The organism is Pseudarthrobacter siccitolerans, from assembly GCF_001046895.1.
Taxonomy (GTDB): Bacteria; Actinomycetota; Actinomycetes; order Actinomycetales; family Micrococcaceae; genus Arthrobacter; species Arthrobacter siccitolerans.
In genome coordinates this window covers 375128-400720 of record NZ_CAQI01000053.1, presented here as the reverse complement: position 1 = coordinate 400720, position 25593 = coordinate 375128, and the positions used below count along the sequence as shown (strand labels likewise).

General features: G+C 67.1%; 24 protein-coding genes. 18 read left to right on the top strand and 6 right to left on the bottom strand.

Annotated elements, in window-relative coordinates; translation table 11 throughout:
• Genes folB through ARTSIC4J27_RS18945 form a run of 7 tightly spaced genes read left to right on the top strand, consistent with a single transcriptional unit; the run spans nucleotide 1 to nucleotide 5467 of the window.
• Nucleotides 1-438 (top strand): dihydroneopterin aldolase, encoded by a 438-nt coding sequence (gene folB / locus ARTSIC4J27_RS18975; protein WP_050056739.1) that lies wholly within the window; start codon nucleotides 1-3, stop codon nucleotides 436-438.
• A complete protein-coding gene (gene folK / locus ARTSIC4J27_RS18970) occupies nucleotides 435-980 on the top strand; it encodes a 2-amino-4-hydroxy-6-hydroxymethyldihydropteridine diphosphokinase (protein ID WP_050056738.1) in 546 nt (181 codons plus the stop codon). Before folB ends, folK begins: the two co-directional genes overlap by 4 nt.
• Complete coding sequence (locus ARTSIC4J27_RS18965; RefSeq protein ID WP_050056737.1) at nucleotides 977-1525, top strand: DUF3180 domain-containing protein; 549 nt, start codon at nucleotides 977-979, stop codon at nucleotides 1523-1525. Before folK ends, ARTSIC4J27_RS18965 begins: the two co-directional genes overlap by 4 nt.
• A complete protein-coding gene (locus ARTSIC4J27_RS18960) occupies nucleotides 1506-2018 on the top strand; it encodes a PH domain-containing protein (RefSeq protein WP_050056736.1) in 513 nt (170 codons plus the stop codon). Before ARTSIC4J27_RS18965 ends, ARTSIC4J27_RS18960 begins: the two co-directional genes overlap by 20 nt.
• Nucleotides 2015-3655 carry a PH domain-containing protein gene (locus ARTSIC4J27_RS18955; protein ID WP_050056735.1) on the top strand — a complete coding sequence of 547 codons (1641 nt, stop codon included), beginning with the start codon at nucleotides 2015-2017 and terminating at the stop codon, nucleotides 3653-3655. Before ARTSIC4J27_RS18960 ends, ARTSIC4J27_RS18955 begins: the two co-directional genes overlap by 4 nt.
• Nucleotides 3648-4541 (top strand): Rossmann-like and DUF2520 domain-containing protein, encoded by an 894-nt coding sequence (locus tag ARTSIC4J27_RS18950; protein ID WP_050056734.1) that lies wholly within the window; start codon nucleotides 3648-3650, stop codon nucleotides 4539-4541. The genes ARTSIC4J27_RS18955 and ARTSIC4J27_RS18950 overlap by 8 nt, the downstream gene beginning before the upstream one ends.
• A 2-nt stretch (nucleotides 4542-4543) precedes the next feature.
• Complete coding sequence (locus tag ARTSIC4J27_RS18945; protein WP_050056733.1) at nucleotides 4544-5467, top strand: 4-phosphopantoate--beta-alanine ligase; 924 nt, start codon at nucleotides 4544-4546, stop codon at nucleotides 5465-5467.
• 16 nt (nucleotides 5468-5483) lie between these two features.
• Here the strand turns inward: ARTSIC4J27_RS18945 and ARTSIC4J27_RS18940 are convergent, their stop codons facing one another.
• Nucleotides 5484-5750 (bottom strand): hypothetical protein, encoded by a 267-nt coding sequence (locus ARTSIC4J27_RS18940; RefSeq protein WP_050056732.1) that lies wholly within the window; start codon nucleotides 5748-5750, stop codon nucleotides 5484-5486.
• A gap of 113 nt (nucleotides 5751-5863) precedes the next feature.
• On the opposite strand from ARTSIC4J27_RS18940, the gene ARTSIC4J27_RS18935 reads away from it, so the two are divergent.
• The gene (locus tag ARTSIC4J27_RS18935; RefSeq protein WP_407681140.1) at nucleotides 5864-6535 is read left to right on the top strand and encodes a TetR/AcrR family transcriptional regulator; all 672 of its coding nucleotides are present in this window, start codon (nucleotides 5864-5866) and stop codon (nucleotides 6533-6535) included.
• Nucleotides 6536-6739: 204 nt separating this feature from the next.
• On the opposite strand, the gene ARTSIC4J27_RS23275 is transcribed toward ARTSIC4J27_RS18935, so the two are convergent.
• Nucleotides 6740-8629 (bottom strand): HNH endonuclease signature motif containing protein, encoded by a 1890-nt coding sequence (locus ARTSIC4J27_RS23275; protein ID WP_235436761.1) that lies wholly within the window; start codon nucleotides 8627-8629, stop codon nucleotides 6740-6742.
• Between the two features lie 282 nt (nucleotides 8630-8911).
• Between ARTSIC4J27_RS23275 and ARTSIC4J27_RS18920 the strand changes: the two genes are divergently transcribed.
• Entirely contained in the window at nucleotides 8912-9478 is a 567-nt protein-coding gene (locus ARTSIC4J27_RS18920) for a type 1 glutamine amidotransferase domain-containing protein (protein WP_050056731.1), read from the top strand.
• A 129-nt stretch (nucleotides 9479-9607) separates the two neighbouring features.
• The gene (locus tag ARTSIC4J27_RS18915; RefSeq protein WP_050056730.1) at nucleotides 9608-11083 is read left to right on the top strand and encodes a DHA2 family efflux MFS transporter permease subunit; all 1476 of its coding nucleotides are present in this window, start codon (nucleotides 9608-9610) and stop codon (nucleotides 11081-11083) included.
• 68 nt (nucleotides 11084-11151) lie between these two features.
• Here the strand turns inward: ARTSIC4J27_RS18915 and ARTSIC4J27_RS18910 are convergent, their stop codons facing one another.
• Both ARTSIC4J27_RS18910 and ARTSIC4J27_RS18905 read right to left on the bottom strand, forming a co-directional pair.
• The gene (locus ARTSIC4J27_RS18910; RefSeq protein ID WP_050056729.1) at nucleotides 11152-11988 is read right to left on the bottom strand and encodes an alpha/beta fold hydrolase; all 837 of its coding nucleotides are present in this window, start codon (nucleotides 11986-11988) and stop codon (nucleotides 11152-11154) included.
• A gap of 69 nt (nucleotides 11989-12057) precedes the next feature.
• The gene (locus ARTSIC4J27_RS18905) at nucleotides 12058-12729 is read right to left on the bottom strand and encodes a TetR/AcrR family transcriptional regulator (RefSeq protein WP_050056728.1); all 672 of its coding nucleotides are present in this window, start codon (nucleotides 12727-12729) and stop codon (nucleotides 12058-12060) included.
• A 221-nt stretch (nucleotides 12730-12950) separates the two neighbouring features.
• Here ARTSIC4J27_RS18905 and ARTSIC4J27_RS18900 point away from each other — a divergent pair, with 221 nt between their 5' ends.
• Genes ARTSIC4J27_RS18900 through atzF form a run of 5 tightly spaced genes read left to right on the top strand, consistent with a single transcriptional unit; the run spans nucleotide 12951 to nucleotide 21836 of the window.
• Nucleotides 12951-14453 (top strand): amino acid permease, encoded by a 1503-nt coding sequence (locus ARTSIC4J27_RS18900; protein WP_050056727.1) that lies wholly within the window; start codon nucleotides 12951-12953, stop codon nucleotides 14451-14453.
• Nucleotides 14454-14507: 54 nt separating this feature from the next.
• A complete protein-coding gene (locus ARTSIC4J27_RS18895; protein ID WP_050056726.1) occupies nucleotides 14508-15386 on the top strand; it encodes an urea amidolyase associated protein UAAP1 in 879 nt (292 codons plus the stop codon).
• Complete coding sequence (locus ARTSIC4J27_RS18890; RefSeq protein WP_050056725.1) at nucleotides 15383-16060, top strand: urea amidolyase associated protein UAAP2; 678 nt, start codon at nucleotides 15383-15385, stop codon at nucleotides 16058-16060. Before ARTSIC4J27_RS18895 ends, ARTSIC4J27_RS18890 begins: the two co-directional genes overlap by 4 nt.
• Nucleotides 16057-19797, top strand: a complete 3741-nt coding sequence (gene uca / locus ARTSIC4J27_RS18885; protein ID WP_050056724.1) for an urea carboxylase — start codon at nucleotides 16057-16059, stop codon at nucleotides 19795-19797. The genes ARTSIC4J27_RS18890 and uca overlap by 4 nt, the downstream gene beginning before the upstream one ends.
• The gene (gene atzF / locus ARTSIC4J27_RS18880; RefSeq protein ID WP_235436760.1) at nucleotides 19794-21836 is read left to right on the top strand and encodes an allophanate hydrolase; all 2043 of its coding nucleotides are present in this window, start codon (nucleotides 19794-19796) and stop codon (nucleotides 21834-21836) included. Before uca ends, atzF begins: the two co-directional genes overlap by 4 nt.
• Here the strand turns inward: atzF and ARTSIC4J27_RS18875 are convergent.
• On the bottom strand, nucleotides 21746-22600 hold the full coding sequence (locus ARTSIC4J27_RS18875; RefSeq protein ID WP_050056723.1) for an alpha/beta fold hydrolase: 855 nt from the start codon (nucleotides 22598-22600) through the stop codon (nucleotides 21746-21748). The genes atzF and ARTSIC4J27_RS18875 overlap by 91 nt on opposite strands.
• A 68-nt stretch (nucleotides 22601-22668) precedes the next feature.
• Here ARTSIC4J27_RS18875 and lysS point away from each other — a divergent pair, with 68 nt between their 5' ends.
• The 3 genes from lysS (at nucleotide 22669) to ARTSIC4J27_RS18860 (ending at nucleotide 24860) form a co-directional block, all read left to right on the top strand.
• Entirely contained in the window at nucleotides 22669-24207 is a 1539-nt protein-coding gene (gene lysS / locus ARTSIC4J27_RS18870; RefSeq protein WP_050056722.1) for a lysine--tRNA ligase, read from the top strand.
• A gap of 2 nt (nucleotides 24208-24209) precedes the next feature.
• The gene (locus ARTSIC4J27_RS18865) at nucleotides 24210-24398 is read left to right on the top strand and encodes a hypothetical protein (protein WP_050056721.1); all 189 of its coding nucleotides are present in this window, start codon (nucleotides 24210-24212) and stop codon (nucleotides 24396-24398) included.
• Nucleotides 24399-24521: 123 nt separating this feature from the next.
• The gene (locus tag ARTSIC4J27_RS18860) at nucleotides 24522-24860 is read left to right on the top strand and encodes a histone-like nucleoid-structuring protein Lsr2 (RefSeq protein ID WP_050056720.1); all 339 of its coding nucleotides are present in this window, start codon (nucleotides 24522-24524) and stop codon (nucleotides 24858-24860) included.
• A 94-nt stretch (nucleotides 24861-24954) separates the two neighbouring features.
• Here the strand turns inward: ARTSIC4J27_RS18860 and ARTSIC4J27_RS18855 are convergent, their stop codons facing one another.
• Nucleotides 24955-25572, bottom strand: coding sequence for a hypothetical protein (locus tag ARTSIC4J27_RS18855; RefSeq protein ID WP_050056719.1), 618 nt, complete (start codon nucleotides 25570-25572; stop codon nucleotides 24955-24957).
• Nucleotides 25573-25593: the final 21 nt, after the last annotated feature.

Sequence of the window (25593 nt, the reverse complement as noted above, 5' to 3'; positions counted from 1 at the left end):
ATGGACAGGATTACGCTGACCGGTGTCACCGCCGTCGGCCATCACGGCGTCTTTGATTTTGAGCGCCGCGAAGGCCAGCCCTTTGTGGTGGACGCGGTGCTGTACCTGGACTTTGCCAAGGCCGCGGAATCGGACGACGTCCGGGACACCGCGCACTACGGCGAGGTTGCGCAGCGTATTACTGAATGGATTTCCGGCGAACCGCTGAACCTGATCGAGGCCCTGGCCGTCCGGATCGCGGACAGCCTGCTCAGCGAATTCCGGCTTGAGGCAGTGGACGTCACCGTGCACAAACCGCAGGCACCCATCGAGGTGCCTTTCGGCGATGTGGCGGTGAGTGTCCACCGGACCAGGAGCGACCGGCGCCGTGACAACGCGGACCGGGACAGCTCAGACCGGGACAACGGGGAGAGACCAGCGCAGGGGGAAGCCGCATGAACTCCGGGTATTCCAAGGTGGTGCTGGCCTTGGGCAGCAACCTTGGCGAGCGTAACGAGACCCTGACCGAGGCCGTCGCGGACCTCGTGGACCCGCCCGAGATCCGCCTTCTCGCGGTTTCGCCCATTGTGCAGACCAAAGCTGTGGGCGGTCCGCCGAACCAGCCGGACTTCCTGAACATGGTCATCACCGTCGAAACCAGCCTCACTCCGGAAGAGTTGCTCGAGCACTGCCAGTCGGTGGAAAACAAGCACCACCGCGTAAGGGAGGTGCGCTGGGGGCCGCGGACGCTCGACGTCGACATCATTACCTACGGCGACCTGCGCAGCGATGACCCTGTTCTCACCCTGCCGCATCCCCGCGCGGCGGCCAGGGCCTTCGTCCTGTACCCCTGGTCGTTGATCGAGCCCGCTGCCACACTGAACGGCGAACGCATCAGCGCCCTTGCCACCCGCGCCGATGATTTCGGTGACCTGGCCCTGTTCGACGGCTTCGGCGACTTCGACGGCCTGCCCACGGCAGGAGCTGTGGAGGAGCGATGAAACCCCTCAATCCGCTGCGCCTGATGCTGATCTGCGTCATCCTGGCCGTGGCGGGCTGGTCGGCCACGGTGGTGACCAGCCGCTACGGCATGGCCACTCCCGTGCTGCCGGCCACCGCGCTGGCCACCATGGGCGTGATTGTGGCCATCACCCTGATCCTGGGCATCAGGATCCTGCGGTGGCGCAACAGCAACAAACCCAACAGCACCAAGAAAAAGACACTGCTCGATCCGCTCCTCGCGGCCCGGACCCTGGTGCTCGCGCAGGCCTGCGCCTATGCGGGCACCGTCCTGCTGGGCTGGCACGTGGGAATCTTCCTGGACCAGTTGCGGATCTGGAGCCTGCGCAGCAACCAGGGCATTACCTGGCTGGCGCTGGCGATGGCGGGCGGCGGACTGGCGATGATCGTGGTTGGCTTCCTGGTGGAGCGGTTCTGCAGGATCCCGCCGGAGGATGGCGAGACCAACGGTGCGGACGGGAAGCCGGGCCGCCCGGTACGCGGTGAAGCCACGGGGGAAGGCGAATATGCATACCGAGGCGATTGACCCGCCGGGAATCATCTGGCAGCGGGTGTCACCCAAATACGTTACGGTCCGGCTGGTGGAGTGGGCGCTGGCGAACCTCATCACGGTGCTCCTGCTGTCCCTGCCGCTGCTGTTTGTCCTCCTGAAGGTGTGGAAGTGGCCGCCGTTGTGGCTGGCCATTGCCGTCCCGTCCGCCGCGCTGGTGCTGGCCCTGTGGCGGCTGGTGCTGATCCCGCGCCAGGTCCGGGCCATCGGGTACGCCGAACGGGACGAGGACCTGCTGATCAGGACCGGCATCTTCTTCCAGCGCACCATGGCCGTTCCCTACGGCCGCATGCAGTACGTGGACATCGGCGTCGGACCGGTGGAACGCGGGCTGGGCCTGTGCACCCTGAAACTCCATACCGCTTCACCAGGCACCCGCGCGCACATCCCCGGGCTGCCCGCAGCCGAAGGCGCACGGCTCCGTGAACAGCTTGCGGCCCGCGGCGAAGCCAGGCTGGCTGGACTGTGACCGCAGAGGGACCGCGTCCGGAGCCTGAGGCTCCCACCTCTGCCCCTGGCGTTCCCGGCACCGCCCCTGCTGTTTCCGGCAATGCCCCGCTCCATGGTGTTCCAGCCGGCCCGGCCGACGGCGAGTGGCTGCGGGTGCACCCGGCGTCACCCTTTGTGCGCGGCTGGGTGGCCCTGGCAGCGATCGGGTTCTTCGCCGGCCGGGACGTTTTTGAGCGTGCCCTCCAGGGCCGGCCCATCCTGGAGGACGAGTTCGCCGGCCGCGCGCCCTGGTTGCTGGCCGCGGGCGGCATCATGCTGCTCATCGCGGTGCTGGGATTCATCCTCACCTGGTACTTCACCAAGTACCAGGTATCCGGAGGCTACGTCCGGGTCAACACGGGTTTCATTTTCCGGCAGCAACGCCAGGCACGGCTGGACCGGGTGCAGGCCATCGACATTGTGCAGCCGCTGCTGGCACGGATCTTTGGACTGGCCGAACTCAAGTTCGAGGTGGCCGACGCCGGGGAATCCGCCGTACGTCTTGCCTATCTTTCAATGGACGAGGCCCGCCAGCTCCGCGCCACCATCCTGGCCCGCGCGGCCGGCGTGCCCGTGGACCCGTCCCGCCCCGACGCCCCGGCACCCGAGGCTCCGGAGTATCCGGTCCTGGCGGTGCCGCCGTCGCGCCTTATCGGTTCGCTGCTGCTCAGCGAGCAAAGTGTTTTTGTGGTGCTGGGCGGCGCGGCTACCGTGGTTCTTTCCGCGGTCACCGACAACCGCAGTTTTTACTTCTACCTGATTCCCGCTGCCCTCGGCTTGGCGGCAAGCTACTGGAATCCGTTCAACAAGGGCTATAACTTCACCGCAGCGATCTCGCCGGACGGCATCCGGCTGCGCTATGGGCTGCTGGACACCCAGGCGCAGACGCTTCCACCGGGGCGGATCCAGGCGCTGAAAGTGGCCCAGCCCCCGTTGTGGCGGGCACTGGGCTGGTACCGGATCCAGGTCAATGTGGCTGGCTACGGCGGCGTGGAGAATGCGGCCGAGGGCTCGGCGCGGACAACGCTCCTGCCGGTGGGCCGGCTGCAGGATGTGATGGCGATCCTCGCGCTGGTTCTTCCCGATCCGGGCACGCCGGATCCTGCCGCCGTCTTCGGCGCAGGGCTCCATGGCCTGGGGTCCGACGGCGGTTTCGTTGCCACGCCGCGCAGGGCCCGCCTCCTGGCGCCGCTGGGATGGCGGCGGAACGGTTTTGCCGCCACGGACACCGCGCTGTTGATCCGCTCCGGCCGCTGGTGGCGGGAGCTGGTGTTGGTCCCGCACCAGCGGACCCAGTCCATGGCGCTGCACCAAGGCCCGCTGGCGCGCCGGTTTAAGGTGGCTGACCTCGTGCTGCACACAACTGTGGGGCCGGTTTCGCCGCGGCTCCAGCAGGCCGGAGTGGAGCAGGCTGTCGCGCTTTTTGACGCCCAGTCCGCCCGTGCGCGGCTGGCCCGGAAGCGGCAGACCACTGAACAATGGCTGGCGCAGGTGGCCCCGGACATCCCACCCGGCGATGGCGGGCAGGTATCGCCCCGGCCTGTGGTTGAGCCCCAGCCTCTGGTTGGGCCAACCGAATCTCCAGTCCCCACGCAGAAAGGCCAGCAGCATGGCTAAGCCCGGACGCCTCGGCGTCGGAATCATCGGTGCGGGCAAGGTGGGCGCCGTACTCGGCGCGGCCCTGCGTTCAGCGGAACATGCCGTCGTCGGGGTTTCAGCTGTTTCGGAGGCAAGCCGGGAACGTGCCGGGACGCTGCTTCCCGGCGTACCGGTCCTGGAGGTCCAGGAGATCGTGGAGCGGGCGGAGCTGGTGCTGCTGGCGGTGCCCGACGACGCCCTGCCCGGCCTGGTGGATGGACTAGCGAAGCTCGGAGCATGGCAGCCCGGCCAGCTGGTTGCGCACACGTCGGGCCGGTTCGGAGTAGGTGTGCTGCGTCCGGTGCGCGCGGCCGGAGCCGTCCCCCTGGCCCTGCATCCCGCGATGACTTTCACCGGCATGAGCCTGGACCTGACGCGCCTGCTGGACTGCACGTTCGGGGTCACCGCCGATGCCGCCATGCTGCCGATTGCGCAGGCGCTGGTGGTGGAGATGGGTGCCGAACCGGTGGTCATTGCCGAAGCGGACCGGACGCTTTACCACGCAGCCCTGGCGCACGGCTCGAACCATCTGGTGACCCTGGTTGCGCAGGCGTCCCAACTGTTGAGTGATGTTGGCGTCGACATGCCCGAGCGGATGCTGGGTCCGTTGTTGCGGGCCACCCTGGAGAATGCGCTGGCGTCGGGGGAGTCCGCCCTGACCGGACCGGTGGCGCGCGGCGACGTAGGAACAGTCAGGGCCCATGCGGAGGCCTTGCGGGAGTTCGACGCCGGCCGGCAGGGCGACGTGCTGGCCGCCTACCTTGCGATGGCGCGCGCCACAGCCCTCCGTGCCGAGGGGCGCGGGCTGCTGAAACCTGACCAGCTGGGGGGACTGCGCAAGGCCCTGGAACCGGAGGAAGACTGAACATGCCCATCAAACTCGTTACAACTGTTGCTGAGCTGCACGCCCAGAGCGCGCGGCTCCTCACCGAGAAAAACGGAACGTCGCAGGGCCTGGTTCCAACCATGGGCGCACTCCACGAGGGGCACGCCGCACTGGCCCGGACCGCCGTCGAGCAGAACGACGTGGTAGTGGCCACCATCTTCGTCAACCCGCTGCAGTTCGGTGATGCCACGGACCTGGACCGCTATCCGCGGACGCTGGATGCCGACCTTGCCCTGCTGGAAGCGCAAGGCGTGGACCTGGCTTTTGCCCCGACCGTGGAGGAGGTGTATCCCGGCGGCGAGCCGCTGGTGCGGATCACCTCCGGAAGGCTCGGTGAGAAGTGGGAGGGAGCCTCACGTCCCGGCCACTTTGACGGCGCGCTGACTGTAGTGGCCAAGCTGCTGCATTACGGGATCCCCGGCGCCGGGCTGCCCGCTGGTAAGGGAGCGCATGGTGAAGCTGGCCTGTCCTCGTACCGTGCCTACTTCGGCCAGAAGGACGCGCAGCAGCTGGCGCTGGTCCGGCGGATGGTGGCGGACCTGAACTTCCCTGTGGATATCGTGGGGGTGCCCACTGTCCGGTCAGCCGACGGGCTCGCGCTGTCCAGCCGCAACCGTTTCCTGGCCGACGACGAACGCGAGGCTGCGCTGGTACTGTCGCGGGCGTTGCGGCTGCTTGAGGAGCGGGCCAAAGCGCGGCAGCCGCTGGACCTTGAGTCCGCGCAGGCGATGGTGGAGTCCCAGCCACTGGTGGGGTTGGACTACTTTGATGTGGTGGATCCGGACACCCTGGAACCGCTGGCAGAGAACTGCCGTGAGACCCCGTTCCGGGGCGAGGCCCTGGCACTCATCGCTGCCAAGGTGGGACCGGTGCGGCTGATCGACAACATGCCCCTGCGTTCCTAGGTTCCTGCGAGCCAAGCTAGAGGCCGGGCCTGCCCCGGCTGGTCATCAACTGCTCCAGGAGCGCGCGTTCGGGCCTGCCCGGATTCCGGGCGACACAGCGGCGAAGCCTGGCCCTGGCCAGTTCTTCGCCCGGTTCGTTACTGCAGAGCACCTCGTTGATGATCTCCTGGGCCTGCCACCGAAGTGATTCAATGGCGAATTCCCGGATTTCGACCGGGGTATCGCTGGCCATCCACGGATCAGGGTCCGACGGCAGGCTTTGGAACATCCGCTCTGCTGACACTGGGGCCTCCTTGCACCGATTCGACTGCGTTGTCGTAAGCACTGCGCGTAGTGAAACATTACAGCGGGGAAGACCGGTCTGTCTTCACCCTGCGGCGGTAAACTGGAGGTGTCATGAATCCAGAAGCGGAGTATCCAGCGGTCGGTGCGCTTGGCCAGGCACAGTCAGCCGAGCCTTCCGCCGCAGTTCCGGTGCCAGTTGTCACGGAAGCGCCCGTGCCGGAGAGCGCCGCCGCCAAATCCGTGGCCAGGATCATGTCGGTGGCCTATGAACTTTTTTCGCAACGCGGTGTCCGGGATGTCGGCGTCAACGAACTGATTGAGCGCTCCGGGGTAGCAAAAGCCACGTTCTACCGTCATTTCCCATCCAAGGACTCCCTGGTCCTGGCTTTCCTTGAGCAGCGGGACAAGCAGTGGACAGTGAACGCGATCGTTTCGGAAGCCCGGCGCCGGGGAAGCACGCCCACCGAGCAACTGTTGGCCATTTTCGACGTCTTCGGGGACTGGTTCCTGCGTGAGGACTTTGAGGCCTGCTCCTTCATCAATGTCCTGCTGGAAATGGGACCGGCCCACCCGCTGGGCCAGGCCAGCATCGACTACCTCGCGAAGATCCGGGGACACGTCCAGGCCCTGGCTGAAGAAGCCGGGCTCCAGCGTCCCGACGAGTTCGCCCGCTCATGGCACATCCTGATGAAGGGCTCTATCATCTCCGCCACGGAGGGCGATATGCAGGCAGCCAAGCGCGCCCAACAGATGGCCGGCTGGCTGATCGAGCACCACCGCTAACGCCGGGTTGTTTGAGCCTGCAGGCTCGTTGGCACCGCCCGTTGAAGCCCGGTTGGGTTAGCCCTTGCGATTTGTTGATGGAGTACCTGAAGCCTTGGTGCCCTGTTGAAACTGCACCCAGAAAGTTGACCGCTTGAAGCCGCCGCCGCCGGTCGCAGCTCGTCCGGTGTTGGGTGCAGCCCAAAGCAATTTCCGCCGCCGACCTTAACTCGACAGCAAGGCCATGAGGGCATTTTCGAACTGGCTCTCTTCGACCGGCAGGAGCCTGGGTGCTTCCGGTGGATCGGGTGGGGGCCCGGCTGTGTCGGTTGCAGGGGTTAGTAGGCCGGTTGGCCAGTGGGGTGGTTCGCGGTCGGGTTGTTCGGCTTTGTAGTGTCGGCCGGTGGGTGAGGTCCAGCCGGGTGGTTCGGTTGTGGTGGCTGGTGTGGGTTTCCAGCGGCTGTTGTGTTTGAGGTGGTGGTGTTTTGGGCAGAGTTGGGCCAGGTTGCTGATCCCGGTGTTGCCGCCGTGCTGCCAGGCTTGAAGGTGGTCTGTCTCGTTGTCGAGGGATGGGTTGTTGCAGCCGGGGAAGGTGCATTTTCCGTCCCTGAGTTGCAGTGCTTTTTTCATGGCTTTGGTGAGGCGGTAGTTGGTGCGGCCAATTTCCAGTGGTGCTCCGTCGCGGGGGTCGACGAGGACGCGGTAGAAGGAGCTGGCGCCGTTGGCGACGAGTTCGCGGGCCATCGAGGCGGGGATCGGACCAAAACCGTCCAGGTGTGCCGGTTCGTCGGTCTGGCCGAGCAGCGCGGCCATCGGGACGGTGACGAGGACGTCTGCCTTGGGGACCGGGACGGTGCCGAGTTCCGCGTACTCGTTGCCGCCGTTGGCTTCCTGCTCTGCGGCGCCGGGGGTCTCATGGTCGGCGGTGCTCTCGTACTCGGCGGTGCCGGTGGCGGCGGTAGCCTCATGGTCGGTGCTGCCGGTGGTGGTACCGGTGGCGGTGTCGTTGACGTCGGCCGGCGTGAGCGAGGCCAGCCCGATGGTGTCCTGGCCGCCGTCTTCGATGGTTACCGTGCTGTCTTCACCCGGGTTGCCTTGTCCCGTGTTGTCTTGTCTCGGGTTGCGTTCCCCCATGCTGCCTTGACCGGTCGCGTGTTCCCCCGGGTTTCCTTCGCCTCTGGTGTTTTGTCCTGTGTTGGTTCCGTTGGTGTTGGTTCCGTTGGTGTTGGGTGCGTTGGTGTGGGTGAGGGCTGGGCCGGCGCGGAGGAGGAGGCTGGCGGCGATGTCGGGGCGGAGTTGGGTGATGGTGCGGGGTTCGTTGGGGCCGTGGAGTCCGCGGGCGATGGCGGTGGTGCGGTTCCAGATGGCTGAGCCCTGGTGTGCGGGGATGTAGAGGGAGACCCAGGCCATGCCGTCGCGGTCCGGGGTGTATTCCATTCTCCGGTCCGCGGCGCATTTGGCGTGGCGTTTCTCGAGGGATTCGGGGTGGTGGCGTTCGCGCCAGTTACGGACCCGGGACCGGAACCGTGAGGGGACGAGTTCGCCGGACGTGGCTCCGCGGGCGGGGTTGGGGTTCAGGGCGTGGGCGACGAGGGCGGCGGCGCCGGCGGGGTCGAGGCTGTCGGTTTCGTCGGCGATGATTTTGGCGTGTTGCCAGGAGATGGTCCCGGCGGTGAGGGCGTCCATGGCCGGTGGGAGGGCGACGAGTTGCCGGGATTGGGTGATAAGTGCTCCGGCGGCGGCGGAGCTGATGGTCAGGACCCCGGCGATTTCCTCGACCGCGGATATCTCGGCGTAGGTGCGTTCGTGGGTGGGCGCTTCGGGCGGGGTCATTGCGTGCTGGAGCTCGATGGCCTCGGCAGTGTCCTGGGCTTTGACGCCCGCGATCTGGGCTTCCAGCTGCTTCGTTACCGCCAAGCGCTCCAAACGGATCTCGAACCTGCGCTGCAGCACATCCACAACAGCGCCGCCGCCAGCAGCACCATCGGCACCCGCAACGGCAGCGGCGCCAGTGTCAGCTTCCAGCCGGGCATCTTCGAGGAACAGCGCATCGAGCCGAGCGGTGGAGGCGTGAATGCCCTCCATCGCTGCTGCCGTGCCCGTGCCGTTTCCCATACAAGAATCATCTAATGGGGGTCTGACAATTCGCAGACGGGCCTTGGCCGAAGATGGCCGGGAAGGTAGCACGCCCGCCGATGCCCGCCGTCGCACGCCGCCGCCCGCCCGCCGTCGTAATGGTCCTTAGTGCCCGGCACTTACACAGGATGCAAGCCAATATAGTCAGCTTGCTTATCACTTCTCCTTTTCCTACGCTTGAAGCTGTCAGGCAAACAACTCTCGAAGCGGTAGTCCGCGCCCTCAATAGCGCGCGGCGTGCCGCCCGCATGAGGAGGAAAAATGTCAGAACAAAGCATCGCCGGCAAGAAGGTTGCATTCCTGCTGACGGACGGCGTGGAGCAGATTGAGCTGACCAGCCCGTGGCAGGCGGTCAAGGAGGCCGGTGGCCAGCCCACCCTGGTGGCGCCCAAGAGCGGAAAGCTGCAGGGTTTCGAGGGAACGGAAAAGGGCGACACGTTCGACGTCGACCTCACCGTGGCAGAGGCGAACGCCTCGGACTTTGATGCCCTGGTCCTGCCCGGCGGCGTTGTTAATGCCGACCACCTCCGGGTGGACAAGGACGCCCAGGCCTTCACCCGGAGCTTCTTTGAACAGCACAAGCCCGTGGCGTCCATCTGCCACGGACCCTGGCTGCTGATCGAGGCCGGTGTGCTGCGCGGACGGAACGTCACCTCGTACCACACGCTCCAGACGGACCTGAAGAATGCCGGCGCCAACTGGACTGACGAGGAAGTGGTGGTGGACCAGGGTCTGGTGACCAGCCGCAACCCGGACGACCTTCCGGCGTTCAACAGCAAGCTGGTCGAGGAGATTTCCGAAGGCCAGCACGCCGGCCAGACGGCCTGAATGCACCCATTGTTCCCTCAGGGTTATAGAAAAGATACCGTGCGGAGGAATTACTCCAGCCGGTAGAGTGTTGGAGTCTGCAGCGACGCTGATCGCGCACCTTTCAAACAACCTCCTGAGGGAACACCCATGTCTACCGAAGTCTCTCCGAACGCCAGCGGCAAGTCCGTCCGAACCGAAGGAGCCAAGCCCGCCGCGCCGGAGAAGATGTCCCGCGAATCGGTAACAGTCATCACCACACTGCTGGTGGCGACGTTTGTGGTGATCCTCAACGAGACCATCATGAACGTCGCCCTGCAGCGGCTCATGGTGGATCTCCAGGTGGATGCCCCCACCGTCCAGTGGCTGTCCACCGGGTTTATGCTCACCATGGCCGTGGTCATTCCCACCACCGGATTCATCCTGCAGACCCTGTCCACCCGGGCAGTGTTTATGCTCGCCATGGGCCTTTTCGCCGGCGGTACCGCACTTGCCGCAGTGGCTCCGGGCTTCGAGATCCTGCTGCTGGCCCGCATTGTCCAGGCCGGCGGCACCGCGATTATGCTGCCCCTGCTGATGACCACCATCCTCACGCTGGTCCCCCTGGCCAAGCGCGGCGCCGTGATGGGCAACGTCAGCATCGCGATCTCCGTGGCACCGGCCATGGGCCCCACCGTTTCAGGGTTGATCCTTGAGCACTTCACCTGGCGCTTTATGTTCGTGTTTGTCCTCCCGGTGGCCCTCGCGGCCCTCGCCATCGGTGCCAAGTACCTGACCAACGTTGGCGAGACGGAAAAGGCCAAGCTCGACGCACTTTCGGTCATCCTTACCGTCCCCGCATTCGGCGGCCTGGTCTACGGCCTCAGCCAGATCGGCGGCGGCCACGGCGGCCAGGCCGGGCCGGGTGTTGCAGCCATCGCCGCACTGGTCATCGGCGTCGCCAGCCTCACCGTCTTTGTCCTCCGCCAGCTCCGCCTGCAGAAGGGCGACGCTCCGCTGCTGGACCTGCGCGCGTTCAACTTCCGTATGTTCACCGTCTCGGTCCTGCTGATGGTGGTGGCCATGATGGCGCTGTTCGGCGGCGTCATCCTGCTGCCCCTGTACCTGCAGGAAATCCGCGGGCTCGGCTCCCTCGAGACAGGCCTCGCGCTGCTTCCCGGCGGCCTGGCCATGGGTCTGCTGGGCCCGGTCATCGGCCGGCTCTTCGACAAGGTAGGGCCGCTGCCGCTCACCGTCACAGGGTCAATCCTGATGGTGGTGACCCTCTGGCAGTTTTCAATGCTCGACGCCGGCACTCCCGTCTGGTGGATCGTCACCTTGCATGTGGGGCTGAGTTTCGGACTTGCGCTGCTGTTCACCCCGGCGTTCACCACCGGCCTGAACCCGCTTCCGCCGCACCTGTACTCGCACGGGTCCGCGATCATGAGCACCATGCAGCAGGTGGCCGGAGCCGCCGGTACGGCGCTGCTGGTGTCCATCTTCGCCGTGGTCTCAGCCGCGTCGGGCCTCGTCGCGGGGATGAGCGCCGCCTTCCTGACGGCGACCGTCATTGCCCTCGCCGCCGTCGTACTCTCCGCCATGATGCGCAAGACAGAAGGTGCCGGGCCGGGTCACGGCGGCCACTGACCCAACCAGGTAGCGCTGAGTGCCGTTTGGAGCATCAAAACGACACTTGGCGCTACTTGCCTGGAGCGTCAGCCGGCGTAGAAGTCCGCCAGCTCCTTGATCAGCTTGTCCGGAGCCTTGATGACGCCGTCGTGCCCGAAGCCGGGCAGGATGGTGTAGCTGGAGCCGGAGAGCACATCGTGGATCTGGCCGCACGCCACGCCAAAGTAGGCCGGGCTCTTTTCGCCCACCACGATCAGGGTTTCCAGCGGCAGTTCCAGGAAAGGCTCGGCCGGCATGTCCGCGGCAATAATTGCCTTGATCTCCCGGACGCCGGTGCGCATGAGCTCGCGCTGCTGCTTGCCCTCGGAGGTACCTGCCGTGAGCTTGTTGGCCAGGGTCAGCATGGAGAGCGGCATGCGGGACGAGAAGGCGCCGCCGGCTTCGAGGCCCCGCTGCAGGACGGCGAGGGCGCGGTCGTCATCCCCGGCCGCGATGGCGCGCTCGTACTCGGCGGTCCAGTCCGCCTTGACGCTGTGGTTCACGGAGACGGCGGGATCGTAGACGGCGAGCCGTTCCACCGGCAGCGTCCGCGCCGCGTGGAGCGCAACAGCCCCGCCGAAGCTGTGTCCGAAGACGTCCGTGCTGGAGGTGTGCTTCATCACGGTATCGAGGTCGCGGATGTCCACGTCCAGGGTGTAATCCTCCGGTTGGGGCGATGACGAGCCCCGGCCGCGGCGGTTGAACGTGTGGACCGGCCGGCCCAGGGCAGCGCTGAGTTTCTGCGCGAACTTGGTGTAATCGGCGGCCGTCACCAGGGACGGCGGGACAACCACCACGCCTGAACCGGCCGAAGTGAGTTCCACGCCGGTGGAAAAGAGCTCCAGAGTGCCGCCGTCGGGGGTCCTGATGTTCTCACGCGTCATGTTCCGAGCCTAGCCGAGCAACCTGAACGCGGGCACCATGGACACTGCGCCAGCCGATCGGCGCAGCCGTCAACCCAGGCGTTTGATGAGCGCCGCGCTCTGCTCGCGGATCGCCGGCAGCTCTGCGCCCAACCCGCACAGGATGAGCCCGGCATCCGCTGCCTGCAGGGGAGAGGCGGAAGTGGCGAGGCCGTCGGCCCGGAGGTTGATCAGCGATTCGACCAGGCGGAAGGCCAGGTCGCCGGGATTGGCACCGCTCAGGGCCAAAGTTCCGGCGGGGGAGAGGGCCGCGCCGAGGTCACCGTACAACTTCCGCAACTCCTGCCGTCCGGCCAGGAACCGTTCGAAGCGGCCGCTGCGGGCCTCGGGCAGGTGGTACAGGACGCCGAGGTTCCAGCGGGCGCTGCACAATTGCGTCCCGTCATAAAGGGCGACGGCGTGAAGCCGGCCTCCAGGCGGCACTTCCGCCGGCGGCAGGGCCGCCACCGTCCGGGCAAACTCGAGCCCGCCGGACACGGTGCCCTGCAGGAGGTCCTCGAGGATGTCGTCCTTGGTTTTGAAGTGGTGGTACAGCGAGGACTGCCTGATTCCCACGGCATCGGCGATGGAGCGGGTGGAGGTGTTGGCGAAGCCCTGGGTGGTAAAGAGCTCGGCCGCCGCATCCAGGATCTCCTCCCGGGCGGTGGCGCCCGGCCTGGAGGGCTGTTGGCTGCGGGGGCGTCCGGGTCCGGCTGAAGTCACTGCCTCATTCTTGCATCCTGCCGCGGGCCCTTTGGGCCTTTTGATCGGCGGTGAGGGGACGGAAATACAACGGAAACAAGATGTCTATCCGCCTTTTACAGAGGTGAAACTCTTTGGGGACATCACGCTGGAAAACTATCAAGTGACCGGTATTCCGCAGCCATCGGCCGAGGGCTGCATTACCGCCGGCCCCCTCGCCGTTCCAGCCCCCGGAGAATCCGATGACCTCAACAGCTCTTCCCACCGTCCACGCGGACGATGCAGATTTGACGTCCCTTGGCTACGAGCCCACCCTCCACCGGAAACTCGGCCGCTACGCTTCCTTCGCCGCCGGCTTTTCCTTCGTCTCCATCCTCACCACCATCTTCCAGTTGTTCGCCTTCGGCTATTCGTTCGCGGGACCGGCCTTCTTCTGGACCTGGCCGGTAGTACTGGTGGGCCAGCTCCTCGTGGCCCTGAACTTCGCGGAGCTCGCTGCCCGCTACCCGCTCTCCGGAGCCGTGTACCAGTGGGCCCGGCGTGTGGGCGGCGAGGGTGTGGGCTGGTTTGCCGGCTGGTTCATGGCCATCGCCCAGGTGGTCACCGCCGCGGCCGCCGCCATCGCCCTTCAGGTGGTGCTGCCCCAGCTGTGGTCCGGGTTCCAGCTGGTGGGCGGTGATCCCGCGCTCAACACCGTGACGGGAGCCGCGAATGCCGTGATCCTGGGCGCCGTGCTTCTGGTGGCCACCACCATCATCAACTCACTGGGCGTCAAGCTTATGGCCCACGTGAACTCGGTGGGCGTCACCTGCGAGATCGTGGGCGTTGTGGCCGTCATCCTGGCCCTGATCAGCGCCGCCCAGCGCGGGCCGGACGTTGTTGCGGAGACCACCGTGCTCCAGAATTCCGAGCTCGGCGCCGTGGGAGCGTTCCTGGTTTCCGGGTTGATGGCCGCCTACGTCATGGTGGGCTTCAACTCCGCCGGCGAGCTCTCCGAAGAAACCAAGGACCCGCGCCGGACCGCTCCCCGCACCATCCTTTCGGCCCTGCTCATCTCCGGCATCGGCGGCGCGCTGATGATCATCACCGCCCTGATGGCAGCCCCCAGCCTCGACGACGGCCGCCTCGCCACCGAAGGCCTGCCCTACGTCCTCACCGCCGTCCTGGGCACCTTCTGGGGCAAGGTCCTGCTGGTGGACGTAGCCATCGCCATCTTCGTCTGCACCCTGGCCATCCAGACCGCCGGTTCACGCCTGGTGTTCTCCATGGCCCGCGACGGCAAACTTCCCGCATCGGCGCTGCTGTCCTCAGTCCACCCCACCCGCGGCACGCCCATGTGGCCCTCGATTGTCATCGGCGCCCTGGCCGTGGGCGTCCTCGCCATCAATGTCGGCAACGCCGCCCTGTTCACCACCCTGTGCAGCGTCTGCATCGTGATGGTCTACCTCGCCTACCTCCTGGTCACCGTGCCGCAGCTCCTCAACAGGCTCCGGGGCGACTGGAACCAGGTGGGGCAGACCCTTCCCGCCGGACTCTTTTCCCTGGGCCGCTGGGGCCTGCCCGTCAACATCCTCGCCGTCCTCTACGGCGCCATGATGGTGGTCAACCTCGCCTGGCCGCGGCCCGAGGTCTACGACCCGTCCGGTGAAAACCCGGTGCTGCTCTACTCGGCGCCGCTCATGGTGGCAGTGGTCCTGCTCCTGGGCGTCTGGGTCCGGCGCCGGAACCTGGCAACCGCCGCATAAGAGCCTTCCAGAACACAAGCCGCACAAACACAGCCTTAAGAACACAGGATTGACATGACACAAGTAACTGAGAGTCCAGCAGCCGCAGGCACTGCCACCACCGCCGGCGCCCGTGCTCATGCAAGGGAGCAGCACGGCCGGACCGTGGACACCATGCGGCACGTCCCGGCAGCCGGCGCCCCGGCACACCTTCTGAGCGGACTGCCCGACGGCGCGTTCCCCACCTGGGCCGAATCCCTCGCCTTCGGCCGCTACACCACCCTGGCCCTGGCCCGCGGCACCCGGATCAGGCTCACAGACACAGGCGGGGACGCCTGCGTGCACACCATCCTCTACCGGACCGGAGCACTGCACGAGCGCCTCAACGCGGCTGACACGGTCAAGGTCCCGTGGCAGGCCTACCCCACCACCGGACACCCGCTGCTGTCCGACGCCGGCCGCCTGATGGCCACCATCGTCGCCGATTCATCCTCCCGCCACGACGCCCTGACCGGTGCCACCACCCTGGAGGGCAACACCGCAAAGTACGGTGCCGGAACGGCCCACAGCGCATCCCCGGCCGCCCGCGAACTGCTCACCCTCGGAGCGCTGAAGAACGGGCTGGGCCCGCGTGACGTGGCCCCGTCCCTGTCGCTCTTCAAGGGCACCGCAGTGGACCCGGCCGGACGCATCACCTTCACCGGAAGCGCCGGGCCGGGTGCCGCCGTCGAACTCCTGCTCCAGATGGACGCCGTGCTGGTCCTTGCCAATACGGCGCACCCGCTGGACCCTCGCGCAGAATTCACGGGCACCGCCGTGGACATCGTTGCCTGGCAGGCGCCGCAGGACCTGCCAGCCCTCGAGGCCGGCACCCTTGCCGGCCCGCTGTCACCCGAGCACCGGCAGGCACTGCACAACACCGAACACGACCTCACTGCAAGGAACGCACGATGAACACCGCCACCTACACCCAGCCCGCCGCGGACGCCCGTGACACCGCGCTCATTCCCGGGGATGTGGTCCTTGATGAATTCGTCGAGGCCCGCGGCCCTTGGTCCGCCGTCGTGGCGGCCGGTGACGTGCTGACCATCGTGGACCTTGAAGGCAACCAGGCCGTGGACTGCCTGTTGTACGCGGCGGCGGACACTACGGTTCGCTACTCCGCGCCTGTCACCATCGCCCGGCAGCAGTCGATTGTCCTCACCACCGGCTCCGTGCTGCGGGCAGATACCGGCGCCGCCCTGATGACCGTTGTGGCGGACGAGGTGGGCGTGCACGACACCATCGGCGGCGCCTGCTCGCAGGAATCCAACACCCTCCGCTACGGCCAGCACACCCGCGAACAGCACGCCTGTGTGGAGAACTTCCTGATCGAGGGCTCCCGCTGGGGCCTCGGGAAGCGGGATCTGGTGTCCAACATCAACTGGTTTATGAACGTACCGGTGGATCCGGATGGCGCCCTGGGCATCGTGGACGGACTGTCCGCGCCCGGCAAGCGCGTGGCGCTGCGGGCCGAGGTGGACACCCTGGTGCTCGTCTCCAACTGCCCCCAGATCAACAACCCGTGCAACGGCTTCAACCCCACCCCAGTCCGCATGATCGTCACCCGGCCGGAGGCTGCACTGTGACCAACTTTGACACCCTGCTGATCGCCAACCGCGGCGAGATCGCCTGCCGCATCATTGAATCCGCCCGGAAGCTGGGACTGCGCACCGTTGCCGTGTTCTCCGAAGCGGACCGGGGCGCCAAGCACGTCCGGCTCGCCGATGAAGCCGTCCTCCTGGGGCCGGCACCTGCCAAGGAGTCCTACCTCCGCGTCGACGCCCTGCTCGAGGCCGCCACATCCACCGGCGCCGGCGCCATCCACCCCGGCTACGGCTTCCTGTCCGAGGACGCCGCCTTCGCCGAGGCCGTGGAAGCAGCCGGGCTGGTTTTTGTAGGCCCCACCGCCGAGCAGCTCCGCATCTTCGGCACCAAGCACACAGCGCGCGACGCCGCCCGGGCGGCCGGGGTGCCGATGATCGCCGGTTCCGGGCTGCTGGAGGACGTGGACGCCGCAGTCGCAGCCTCCGCAACAATCGGGTTCCCGCTGATGCTCAAGGCCACCGGCGGGGGCGGCGGCATCGGCATGACAGTGTGCCGCAACGAGGCTGAACTGATGGAGAGCTTTCCCCGCGTCGCACGCCTCGCCGGCGCCAGCTTCGGCACCGCCGGCGTGTTCGCTGAACGGTACGTGGAGAACGCCCGCCACATCGAGGTCCAGGTCTTCGGCGACGGCGCAGGCCGGGTGGTCAGCCTCGGCGACCGTGACTGCTCCCTGCAGCGCCGCCACCAGAAAGTCCTCGAAGAGGCGCCCGCCCCGGACCTGCCCGAGGAACTGCGCGAAGAACTCCACCGCAGCTCCCGCGCCCTCTGCGCCTCCCTCAACTACCGCTCCGCCGGGACCGTCGAATTCGTCTACGACTCCGCCCGCCGGGAAGCATCCTTCCTTGAGGTCAACGCCCGGCTGCAGGTGGAGCACCCCGTCACCGAGGCCGTCACCGGCGTGGACCTGGTGGAATGGATGCTCCGCCTGGCCCAAGGCGGCAACGAAGCTTCAACCGTCCTTGCCGGTGTGCCGGACAGCCTCCCGGTCACAGGCCACGCAGTGGAAACACGCGTCTACGCAGAGGACCCGGCCCGCGGTTTCCAGCCCAGCGCCGGCACCGTGACCAACGCCGCCTACCCGCAAACAGAGGGCGTCCGCGTGGACGCCTGGGCCGAAACCGGCACCGAAGTGTCCACCAACTACGATCCCCTCCTGGGCAAGATCATCACTTCCGGCGCGAACCGCACCGAAGCCCTTGACCGGCTCTCCGCAGCGCTCCAAGACACCCGGATCGACGGGATCGAAACCAACCTCGGGCTGCTCCGCGCCGCCACCGCCCTCGACGTGGTCCGCACCGTCCAGCACTCCACCAGCACGCTGGACAGCGTAGGGGATCCCGAACCGCGGATCACCGTGTTCCGCCCCGGCCTGCAGACCAGCGTGCAGGACTGGCCCGGCCGCATGGGCCTGTGGCAGATCGGCGTACCTCCGAGCGGCCCCATGGACGATCTTTCCTTCCGGCTCGGAAACACGGCTTTGGGCAACCCGGAAGGTGCTCCCGGCCTTGAATTCACCATGACCGGCCCCAGCCTGACCTTCACCCACGCCACCGCCGTGTGCGTCACGGGCGCTGAAGTAACCGTGACAGTTGACGGGACCGAGGTGCCCGGCTGGGCGCCCGTCACGGTCCCCGCGGGAGGAACGCTCGACGTCGGCACGGCCGGCAGCAAAGGCCTGCGCGGCTACATCCTGTTCCAGGGCGGCCTGGACATCCCGCAGTACCTGGGCAGCGCTTCCACCTTCACCCTGGGACAGTTCGGCGGCCACGCCGGGCGGGTGCTGCGCGCCGGGGATGTGCTGCGGGCAGTCAAGGCTGCCAGCAGCGGACAAGCCCCCACGGCCGCAGTGCCGCTGGACAGCCGGCCGGCCCTGACTTCGGCCTGGGAACTTTCGGTGGTGGAAGGCCCGCACGGTGCCCCGGAGTTCTTCCAGCGCGAAGACATCGAGGAACTGTACGCCGCGGAGTACGAAGTCCACTTCAACTCAGCCCGGACCGGCGTCCGGCTCATCGGCCCGAAGCCGCGCTGGGCCCGTACGGACGGCGGCGAGGCCGGCCTGCACCCCTCCAACATCCACGACACCGCCTACTCCGTGGGCGCGCTGGACTTCACCGGCGATACCCCCATCCTGCTGGGCCCCGACGGTCCCAGCCTGGGCGGTTTCGTCTGCCCGGTCACCGTGGTGACCGCCGACCGCTGGAAGCTCGGCCAGCTCCGGCCGGGGGACAAGGTCCGGTTCGTTCCCATCAAAGCCAGCCAGGCGCCGTCGGCCGGGGACCTGGGACCCGGCCGCCAGCTGGTCCTGCCGGGCGACGCCGGGTGGTCCGGGGATATCTCCTCCGTCACCGCCGCCGCAGCCGGCACTTCTCCCGCCCCGACCCGGCGCGGGGATGGCGACGACGGCGTGCTCGGCCGGGTGCCCGAAGGCGCCGGCCGCCCGGCGGTCACCTACCGCCGCTCGGGGGATGACAACCTGCTCGTGGAATACGGCGACATGGTGCTGGACCTCGGGCTCCGCGCCCGGGTTCACGCCATGCACCAGCACATCGAAGAGCTGCGGGTGCCGGGAATCGTGGACCTTACTCCAGGCATCCGTTCCCTGCAGATCAAGGTGGACCCTTCGGTGCTGTCCACCAACCGGCTGCTGGGCCTGGTCCAGGAGATCGAGGCGGCGCTGCCCGCCAGCTCCGAACTGGTGGTTCCCAGCCGCACCGTCCGGCTGCCGCTTTCCTGGGATGACCCCGCCACCCGCGAAGCGATCGAGCGCTATATGGCCGGTGTCCGCGACGACGCGCCGTGGTGCCCCTGGAACATCGAATTCATCCGCCGCATCAACGGCCTGGACTCGGTCAACGACGTGTTCGACACCGTCTTCAACGCCGAATACCTGGTCCTGGGCCTGGGCGATGTTTACCTTGGCGCTCCCGTGGCCACCCCGCTCGATCCGCGCCACCGCCTGGTCACCACCAAATACAACCCGGCCCGCACCTGGACGCCGGAGAACGCGGTGGGCATCGGCGGCGCCTACATGTGCATTTACGGCATGGAAGGACCGGGCGGCTACCAGTTCGTGGGCCGCACCACCCAGGTCTGGTCGCGCTACGCGGATTCCGCCCCCTTCGAGCCGGGCTCACCGTGGCTGTTGCGCTTCTTTGACCGGATCTCCTGGTACCCCGTCAGCCCCGAGGAACTGCTGGATCTGCGGGCTGACATGGCCGCCGGCCGCGGCCGCGGTGTGGAGATCGAGGAGGGCACCTTTTCGCTGGCCGAGCACGAGGTGTTCCTTGCGGAAAACCGTGAATCCATCGCGGCGTTCCGCGAAAAGCAGGGTGCGGCTTTCGCCGTCGAACGGCAGGCATGGGCCGACGCCGGCGAGTTTGACCGTGCCGATGCCCTGGCCGCCGTCGTGGTACCGGCTGCGGACGAGGTGGAGGTTCCGGACGGCGGTTCCCTCGTGGCCGCGCCGTTCGCGGCGAGCGTCTGGAAGGTTGACGTGGCGGAGGGCGATCGGGTGGTCAAGGGCCAGCCGCTGGTATCCCTCGAAGCGATGAAGATGGAAACCGTGCTGGAGGCGCCGTGCGACGGCGTGGTCCTGCGGGTGCTGCCGGTTGCCGGGTCGCAGGTGGTGGCCGGCGAGGCTGTGCTGGTCCTCGGCGGCTCGGACCTGGAGGTTGAACTGGCGGGCGAAGCCCAGAAACTGGAAGAAGCAGCAGTATGATCAACGAGATCACCAACCGAGCCGCTGCACGGGTCAAGGCAGCGCTCGCCGCACTCGAAGCAGTGGACCGCCCGGAAATCTGGATCACCCTGCGCGGGGAGGCTGATCTGCTGGCCGAAGCCGCTGACATCGATGCGGCCGTGGCCCGCGGCGTTCACCTGCCCCTTGCCGGGCTCCTGCTCGGGGTCAAAAACAACGTTGACGTGGCAGGAATACCGACGACGGCGGCGTGCCCCGGCTTCGCCTACCTTCCGGAGAAAGACGCCGAAGCGGTGGCCCGGCTGCGGGCCGCCGGAGCCCTGGTCCTGGGCGCCACCAACCTGGACCAGTTCGCCACGGGACTGGTGGGCACGCGCAGCCCGCACGGCGCAGTCCGGGACTCGCGCCGCCCGGAGTTCATCTCCGGCGGCTCCAGCTCCGGTTCCGCGGTTGCCGTCGCCTTGGGGCTGGTGGACATCGCCATCGGGACGGACACGGCCGGCTCTGGCCGCGTCCCTGCCGGGCTGCAGGGCATCGTGGGCATCAAACCGACCCTGGATGTTGTGTCCACGGCCGGTGTGGTGCCCGCCTGCAAGTCCTGGGATGCCGTCACCATCTTTGCCCGGCACCTCTCCACTGCCGAGCTTGCCATGGGGGTGATGGCGGGGGACTCACGGGCGTGGCCGGCGGACATCCGGCTGGCGGCTCCGGAAAAGCCGCGCGTCGCCTACCCGGCAACCCTGCCGGCACTCCCGGACACCTGGGCGGCAGAGTTTGCCCGGCAGGTGGAGCACCTCCGCGACTCGGGAGTGGACGCCCAACCCATCGAGTTCGATGCCTTCCTCAAGGCGGCCCGGCTGCTGTACGACGGCGCGCTGGTGGCCGAGCGTTACGCCGCCGTGGGCGCTTTCCTGGACAAGCACGACGGCGGCGCGGACAGCCAGGCGGGCATCGATCCCACCGTGGAACGCATCATCCGGGCAGCGGGCACAGTGCCCGCCCACCGTTACGTGGCCGATACGGCCGCGCTCGAAACGCTCAAGCAGGAGGCGATGGCCGGGCTGGAGGGCTTTGACGCCCTCCTGATCCCCACCGCCCCGTTCCATCCCACCCTTGCCGAGGTGGCCGCGGACCCGGTGGGTGTGAACTCCCTGATGGGCACGTACACCAACTTCTGCAACCTGTTCGACCTGTGCGCTGTGGCAGTGCCCGCCGCCGAAGTAGACGGCGCCCAGTTCGGGCTGACCGTGGTGGGCCGGACCTTCGATGACGCTGTTGCCGCAGACATTGCCCGCCGCCTGGAGGCAACCCCGGCGGCTCCCGCGCTTTTCGCCGCGGGCGCGGCTCCGGCGGTTGCCCGCAGTGGCGACGGCCCGTCGTCGTCCGCTCCCTGGCCCGTGGCCGCCGGCGCAACCGCCGTGCCGCTGGTGGTGGTGGGCGCGCACCGCAAGGGCCAGCCGCTGGCTCCGCAGCTCGAGGCGCTCGGCGCCGCCTGGGACGGGCCCGTGCGGACCGCTGCGCGCTACCGGATGGTGTCCCTGGACACCGTCCCGCCGAAGCCGGGGGTGTACCGGTCCGACGACGGCGCGGAGCTGGCCGGTGAACGGTGGCTTGTCTCGGAAGCGGGGCTGGGGCGGTTCCTGGCCGAACTCCCCGAACCCATGCTGCTCGGGGCCATCGAACTGGCCGACGGTTCCAGGGCCGTGGGGTTCTCCTGCGATGCCGTGGCGGCCGCCGGCGGTGAGGACATCACCCGCTACGGCGACTGGCTGGCAGCCAAGGACCAACAGGGCCGGCACAAGAGCCTGTGGCAGAACCTGGGCGATGCCGCGCTGGCGGGGTTTCAGCAGGGGAGAGCGCGCCTGACCGCAGCTACCCCCTGGGAGTTTTTGTCCAGATATGCAGGCTTCGAGGCGGTTTATCTCTGCATATCTGGACAAAAACTCGGGGGCAGGAAGTTGGTGCGGCCTCAGCCCTTGAAGTACTCGGAGATGTCCGTGACCAGTTCATCCACGGCGGCCGGGATGGAACCGTGGAAGCACTTGGGGGAGAGCTCGTAGGTGCTGCCGGGGACTGCGGCGTGCAGCCGCTCAGCCGTTGCCTTGTAATAACCGGGACTCCTGCCGCCCGCCATGAAGTGGGTATTGGCGGGGAGCAGGCTGAAGTCCCTGGCATGGTCCGGCTCGTTGTAAGCCGCCCGGAGTTCGCCCACGCCGCTGGGCATCACCTCCTGGAACATCCTGTTCACCTTGGTGCGGGACATCACGGCCATCAGCCCGGCGAGGACGGGCTCCGGGATCCTTGCCAAGGGCGAGTCTGGTTTGGTTGCCTTCTTCATATGGGCGAGGGCGCGGCCCACTTTGCCCTTGTTGACGGCGTCTTCGAAACCGTCCAGCCAGGCGGTGTCGATGCTGCCGTCGATGTTCACGGCGGCGTCGTACACCGCGAGCTTGTCCGGAACATACCGGGTGCCGGTGAACTCCTGCACGGCGTTAAGTGCCACCGAGCCACCCAGGCTGTGGCCCAGGATGTTTCGCGCCCCGGTGGCGTCCATGACCGTGCGGACGTCCGCTATCTCGGTGGCCATCGAGTAGTCTGCCGGTTGTTCGGAGGAGCTGCCGCGGCCGCGCCTGTCATAAACGTCCACGGCCCAGCCCTCGCCCAGGCCCTTTGCCAGCGCTGTCGAAAACGGCCGGTAGATCAGGGCGGTGAGGAACGCCCCGCCGATCAGCACCACGCGGCGTTCGCCAGGCGCATCCCCGGTGCCGTAACTGTACAAAGCCAGCCGGCCGCCGTCGTGCGTTGGAAGTACCCGTTCTTTCACCACCCCATCCTAGGCAGGGGCGGTTGGGAGGCTGCGCAGCCAGGCCGGCCCGATGCCCGGTAAACTTGATGATTGTGACTTCCCAAAACACCCCCTCGCCCAAGAACGCCCCGGAGCCGCTGGACGCCAGCGAGCAGATGCGGATCCGCATGGAAAAGCGCGCCAAACTTCTTGAGCGCGGCACCGAGGCGTACCCGGTGGGTGTGGAGCGGACGCACTCCCTCGCCGAGATCCGCGAAAAGTACGCCCACCTCCAGGCCGATGACACCACCGGCGACACCGTGGGCGTCACCGGGCGCGTGGTGTTCGTCCGCAACACGGGCAAGCTGTGCTTCGCCACCCTCCAGGAGGGCGGCACAGACGGCAAGGGGTCCCGCCTGCAGGCCATGCTCAGCCTGGCCAACATCGGGGAGGAAGCGCTCGCCGACTGGAAGGCCCTCGTTGACCTCGGCGACCACGTGTTCATCAAGGGTGAGGTGATTTCGTCCCGCCGCGGCGAGCTGTCCATCATGGCCGACTCCTGGTCCATGGCGTCCAAGGCTCTGCGCCCGCTGCCGGTGCTGCACGCCGAGCTGAACGAGGAAACCCGCGTCCGCCAGCGCTACGTGGACCTTATGGTCCGCGACGAAGCCCGCGAAATGGTCTACACCCGGGCTGCCATCACCCGCTCCATCCGCGAGACGCTCTTCCGGCACAGCTACGTTGAGGTGGAGACCCCCATCCTGCAGCTGGTCCACGGCGGCGCGCTGGCCCGGCCGTTCGAGACCCACATGAACGCCTTCGACCAGAAGATGACCCTGCGCATCGCCACCGAGCTGTACCTCAAGCGCGCCGTGGTGGGCGGCATCGACCGCGTCTACGACATGGGCCGGGTGTTCCGCAATGAAGGCGTGGACTCCACCCACAGCCCGGAATTCACCACCCTTGAGTGCTACGAGGCGTGGGCGGACCAGTTTGTGATGGCGGAGCGCATCAAGGAAATCATCCTCGACGCCGCCGACGCCGTGGGTGCCGGCCGCGTCCTGCAGACCGAAGCAGGGGAGATCAACCTCGACGGCGACTGGGCCTGGGTGTCCGTGTACCCCGGACTGTCCGACGCCGTTGGCCAGGAGATCACCCCGGACACTCCGCTGGAGGTGCTTCGCGGGATTGCCGGGAAGCACGAGGTCAAGGTTGACCCCAAGTGGGACGCCGAGAAGCTGGTGGTTGAGCTCTTCGGCGAAATCGTCGAGCCCACGCTGCGGAACCCGACCTTCGTCTACGACTACCCGCCCTCCGCCCAGCCGCTGGCCCGTCCGCACCGCGAGGACGGCCGGCTGATCGAGGCCTGGGACCTCATTATCGGCGGCATGGAACGCGGCACCGCGTTCTCCGAACTGATCGACCCCGTGATCCAGCGCGAGAGGCTCACGGAGCAGTCCCGCCACGCAGCGGCCGGCGACGATGAAGCGATGCAGCTGGATGAGGACTTCCTGCGGGCACTCGAATACGGCGCCCCGCCCATGGGCGGGATCGGACTCGGAATCGACCGGCTTGTCATGCTGTTCACCGGTGCCGGCATCCGCGAAACCATCCTGTTCCCGCTGCTCAAGCCCGAGGGTCACTAACCATGGAATACGTAGCTGTCCTGCTGCCCTCCATCGTGGTGGGACTGCTCTTCTGGTTCGCCATGAAAGCGATCTTTAATGCGGACAAGTCCGAACGCCAGGCTGAAGCCCGGGCACAGGCGGAAGCCGAAGCCCGGGCGGCAACTCCTGCCGAGCGCACGGACCCCGAATCAAAAGATAAAACCCCCTAATTTCCCGCCTTTATCCCCAAGAGCCATTAGGCGCTTTGACGCGTTGCCATAAAGAGAGTCATACTTTTTAGGAAACATCCTGCTTTTCTGAAAACCCGAACCTTTCCCAAAGGAAGACTTTTAATGGCACAGAAAGTAAACATCATCCTCGTTGATGATCTGGATGGGGGATCCGCAGACGAGAATGTTAAGTTTGGCCTTGACGGGGTCAACTACGAGATCGATCTTTCCGCAGCTAATGCCGCGGAACTTCGCTCCTCATTGGAGCGTTTTATCGGTGCAGCACGAAAGGCTTCCGGCAGCAGCAGCGGCCGGACTGCCCGGACCAAAGCCGCCGCCGGTGGCCGCAGCCATGATTCGGCCCAGATTCGTCAATGGGCCCGCGAAAACGGCTACACGGTTAACAGCCGGGGCCGAATTCAGGCTGAAATCCAGGAAGCCTACCAAAAGGCCAATTCCTAGTTACGGTGCCAGTCCGGTAATAAGCCCTGCTTCCTGTTTTGGGAGCAGGGCTTTTTCGGTCCCGGAAACTGAAACGGACGGAAGTCCCGGTAAATTACTGCGGCGGCACCGGGCTGCTGTGGGGGTTGGCAGATGTGCCGCGCAGCAGGCTTGCTGCGGCGAGCTGTTCACAGAGATAGAACACGAACGGCGGAATGTCGCCCGTTTTCGCCAGCACGGCGCCGGAGCCGAGCGCGGCGAGTCCCAGTGCTGCCGCTTCTTTTTCCTTGTGCGGCAAGGTTGCCAGGGCGGCTGACAGCGATCCGAGGGCGACCACATGCAGCCACGCGTAGCTAAGGAACGGCCATGCCGGAAAGCGGCGGGCGGCGAATCCTTCAAGGTCAGCCGCCCGCATCGCGAGTTGGGACACAAACATGGGTGCCCCTGCGGCGAGGGCGACGGCGGCTGTCCCTGCCAGCGCCCTGGTCCTTCCGGCGGGGAGGGCAAGGGCAAGCCGGGCAAACGCTGCGGGCATGGCGGCGGTTCCTGCTGCGGCAACATGCTGCCCCAGCACCCAGGACCTCCGCCCGTTGCGCAGCATCGCGAGCCGCCGAACCGGATCCGGTTCCAGATACACGCGGGAGACCGGACTGATCCCGGCGAGCCACACCGCGCCGGCAGCCAAAGCCACCCCCGCGGGCCGCTTGACGCTTTCCAGGTTTACCTCCGGCATCTTCCTGCCCTCCCGCCGCTT

Excerpts from the sequence above, each read along its gene's own strand:
- ARTSIC4J27_RS18895 (WP_050056726.1), top strand. The coding sequence starts at position 14,508 with ATGACACAAGTAACTGAGAGTCCAGCAGCCGCAGGCACTGCCACCACC.
- ARTSIC4J27_RS18890 (WP_050056725.1), top strand. The coding sequence starts at position 15,383 with ATGAACACCGCCACCTACACCCAGCCCGCCGCGGACGCCCGTGACACC.
- folK (WP_050056738.1), top strand. The coding sequence starts at position 435 with ATGAACTCCGGGTATTCCAAGGTGGTGCTGGCCTTGGGCAGCAACCTT.
- ARTSIC4J27_RS23275 (WP_235436761.1), bottom strand. The coding sequence starts at position 8,629 with ATGGGAAACGGCACGGGCACGGCAGCAGCGATGGAGGGCATTCACGCC.
- ARTSIC4J27_RS18960 (WP_050056736.1), top strand. The coding sequence starts at position 1,506 with ATGCATACCGAGGCGATTGACCCGCCGGGAATCATCTGGCAGCGGGTG.
- folB (WP_050056739.1), top strand. The coding sequence starts at position 1 with ATGGACAGGATTACGCTGACCGGTGTCACCGCCGTCGGCCATCACGGC.
- ARTSIC4J27_RS18865 (WP_050056721.1), top strand. The coding sequence starts at position 24,210 with ATGGAATACGTAGCTGTCCTGCTGCCCTCCATCGTGGTGGGACTGCTC.
- ARTSIC4J27_RS18860 (WP_050056720.1), top strand. The coding sequence starts at position 24,522 with ATGGCACAGAAAGTAAACATCATCCTCGTTGATGATCTGGATGGGGGA.
- ARTSIC4J27_RS18920 (WP_050056731.1), top strand. The coding sequence starts at position 8,912 with ATGTCAGAACAAAGCATCGCCGGCAAGAAGGTTGCATTCCTGCTGACG.
- ARTSIC4J27_RS18945 (WP_050056733.1), top strand. The coding sequence starts at position 4,544 with ATGCCCATCAAACTCGTTACAACTGTTGCTGAGCTGCACGCCCAGAGC.
- atzF (WP_235436760.1), top strand. The coding sequence starts at position 19,794 with ATGATCAACGAGATCACCAACCGAGCCGCTGCACGGGTCAAGGCAGCG.
- ARTSIC4J27_RS18900 (WP_050056727.1), top strand. The coding sequence starts at position 12,951 with ATGACCTCAACAGCTCTTCCCACCGTCCACGCGGACGATGCAGATTTG.
- ARTSIC4J27_RS18855 (WP_050056719.1), bottom strand. The coding sequence starts at position 25,572 with ATGCCGGAGGTAAACCTGGAAAGCGTCAAGCGGCCCGCGGGGGTGGCT.
- ARTSIC4J27_RS18915 (WP_050056730.1), top strand. The coding sequence starts at position 9,608 with ATGTCTACCGAAGTCTCTCCGAACGCCAGCGGCAAGTCCGTCCGAACC.
- ARTSIC4J27_RS18950 (WP_050056734.1), top strand. The coding sequence starts at position 3,648 with ATGGCTAAGCCCGGACGCCTCGGCGTCGGAATCATCGGTGCGGGCAAG.
- ARTSIC4J27_RS18910 (WP_050056729.1), bottom strand. The coding sequence starts at position 11,988 with ATGACGCGTGAGAACATCAGGACCCCCGACGGCGGCACTCTGGAGCTC.
- lysS (WP_050056722.1), top strand. The coding sequence starts at position 22,669 with ATGATTGTGACTTCCCAAAACACCCCCTCGCCCAAGAACGCCCCGGAG.
- ARTSIC4J27_RS18965 (WP_050056737.1), top strand. The coding sequence starts at position 977 with ATGAAACCCCTCAATCCGCTGCGCCTGATGCTGATCTGCGTCATCCTG.
- ARTSIC4J27_RS18935 (WP_407681140.1), top strand. The coding sequence starts at position 5,864 with ATGAATCCAGAAGCGGAGTATCCAGCGGTCGGTGCGCTTGGCCAGGCA.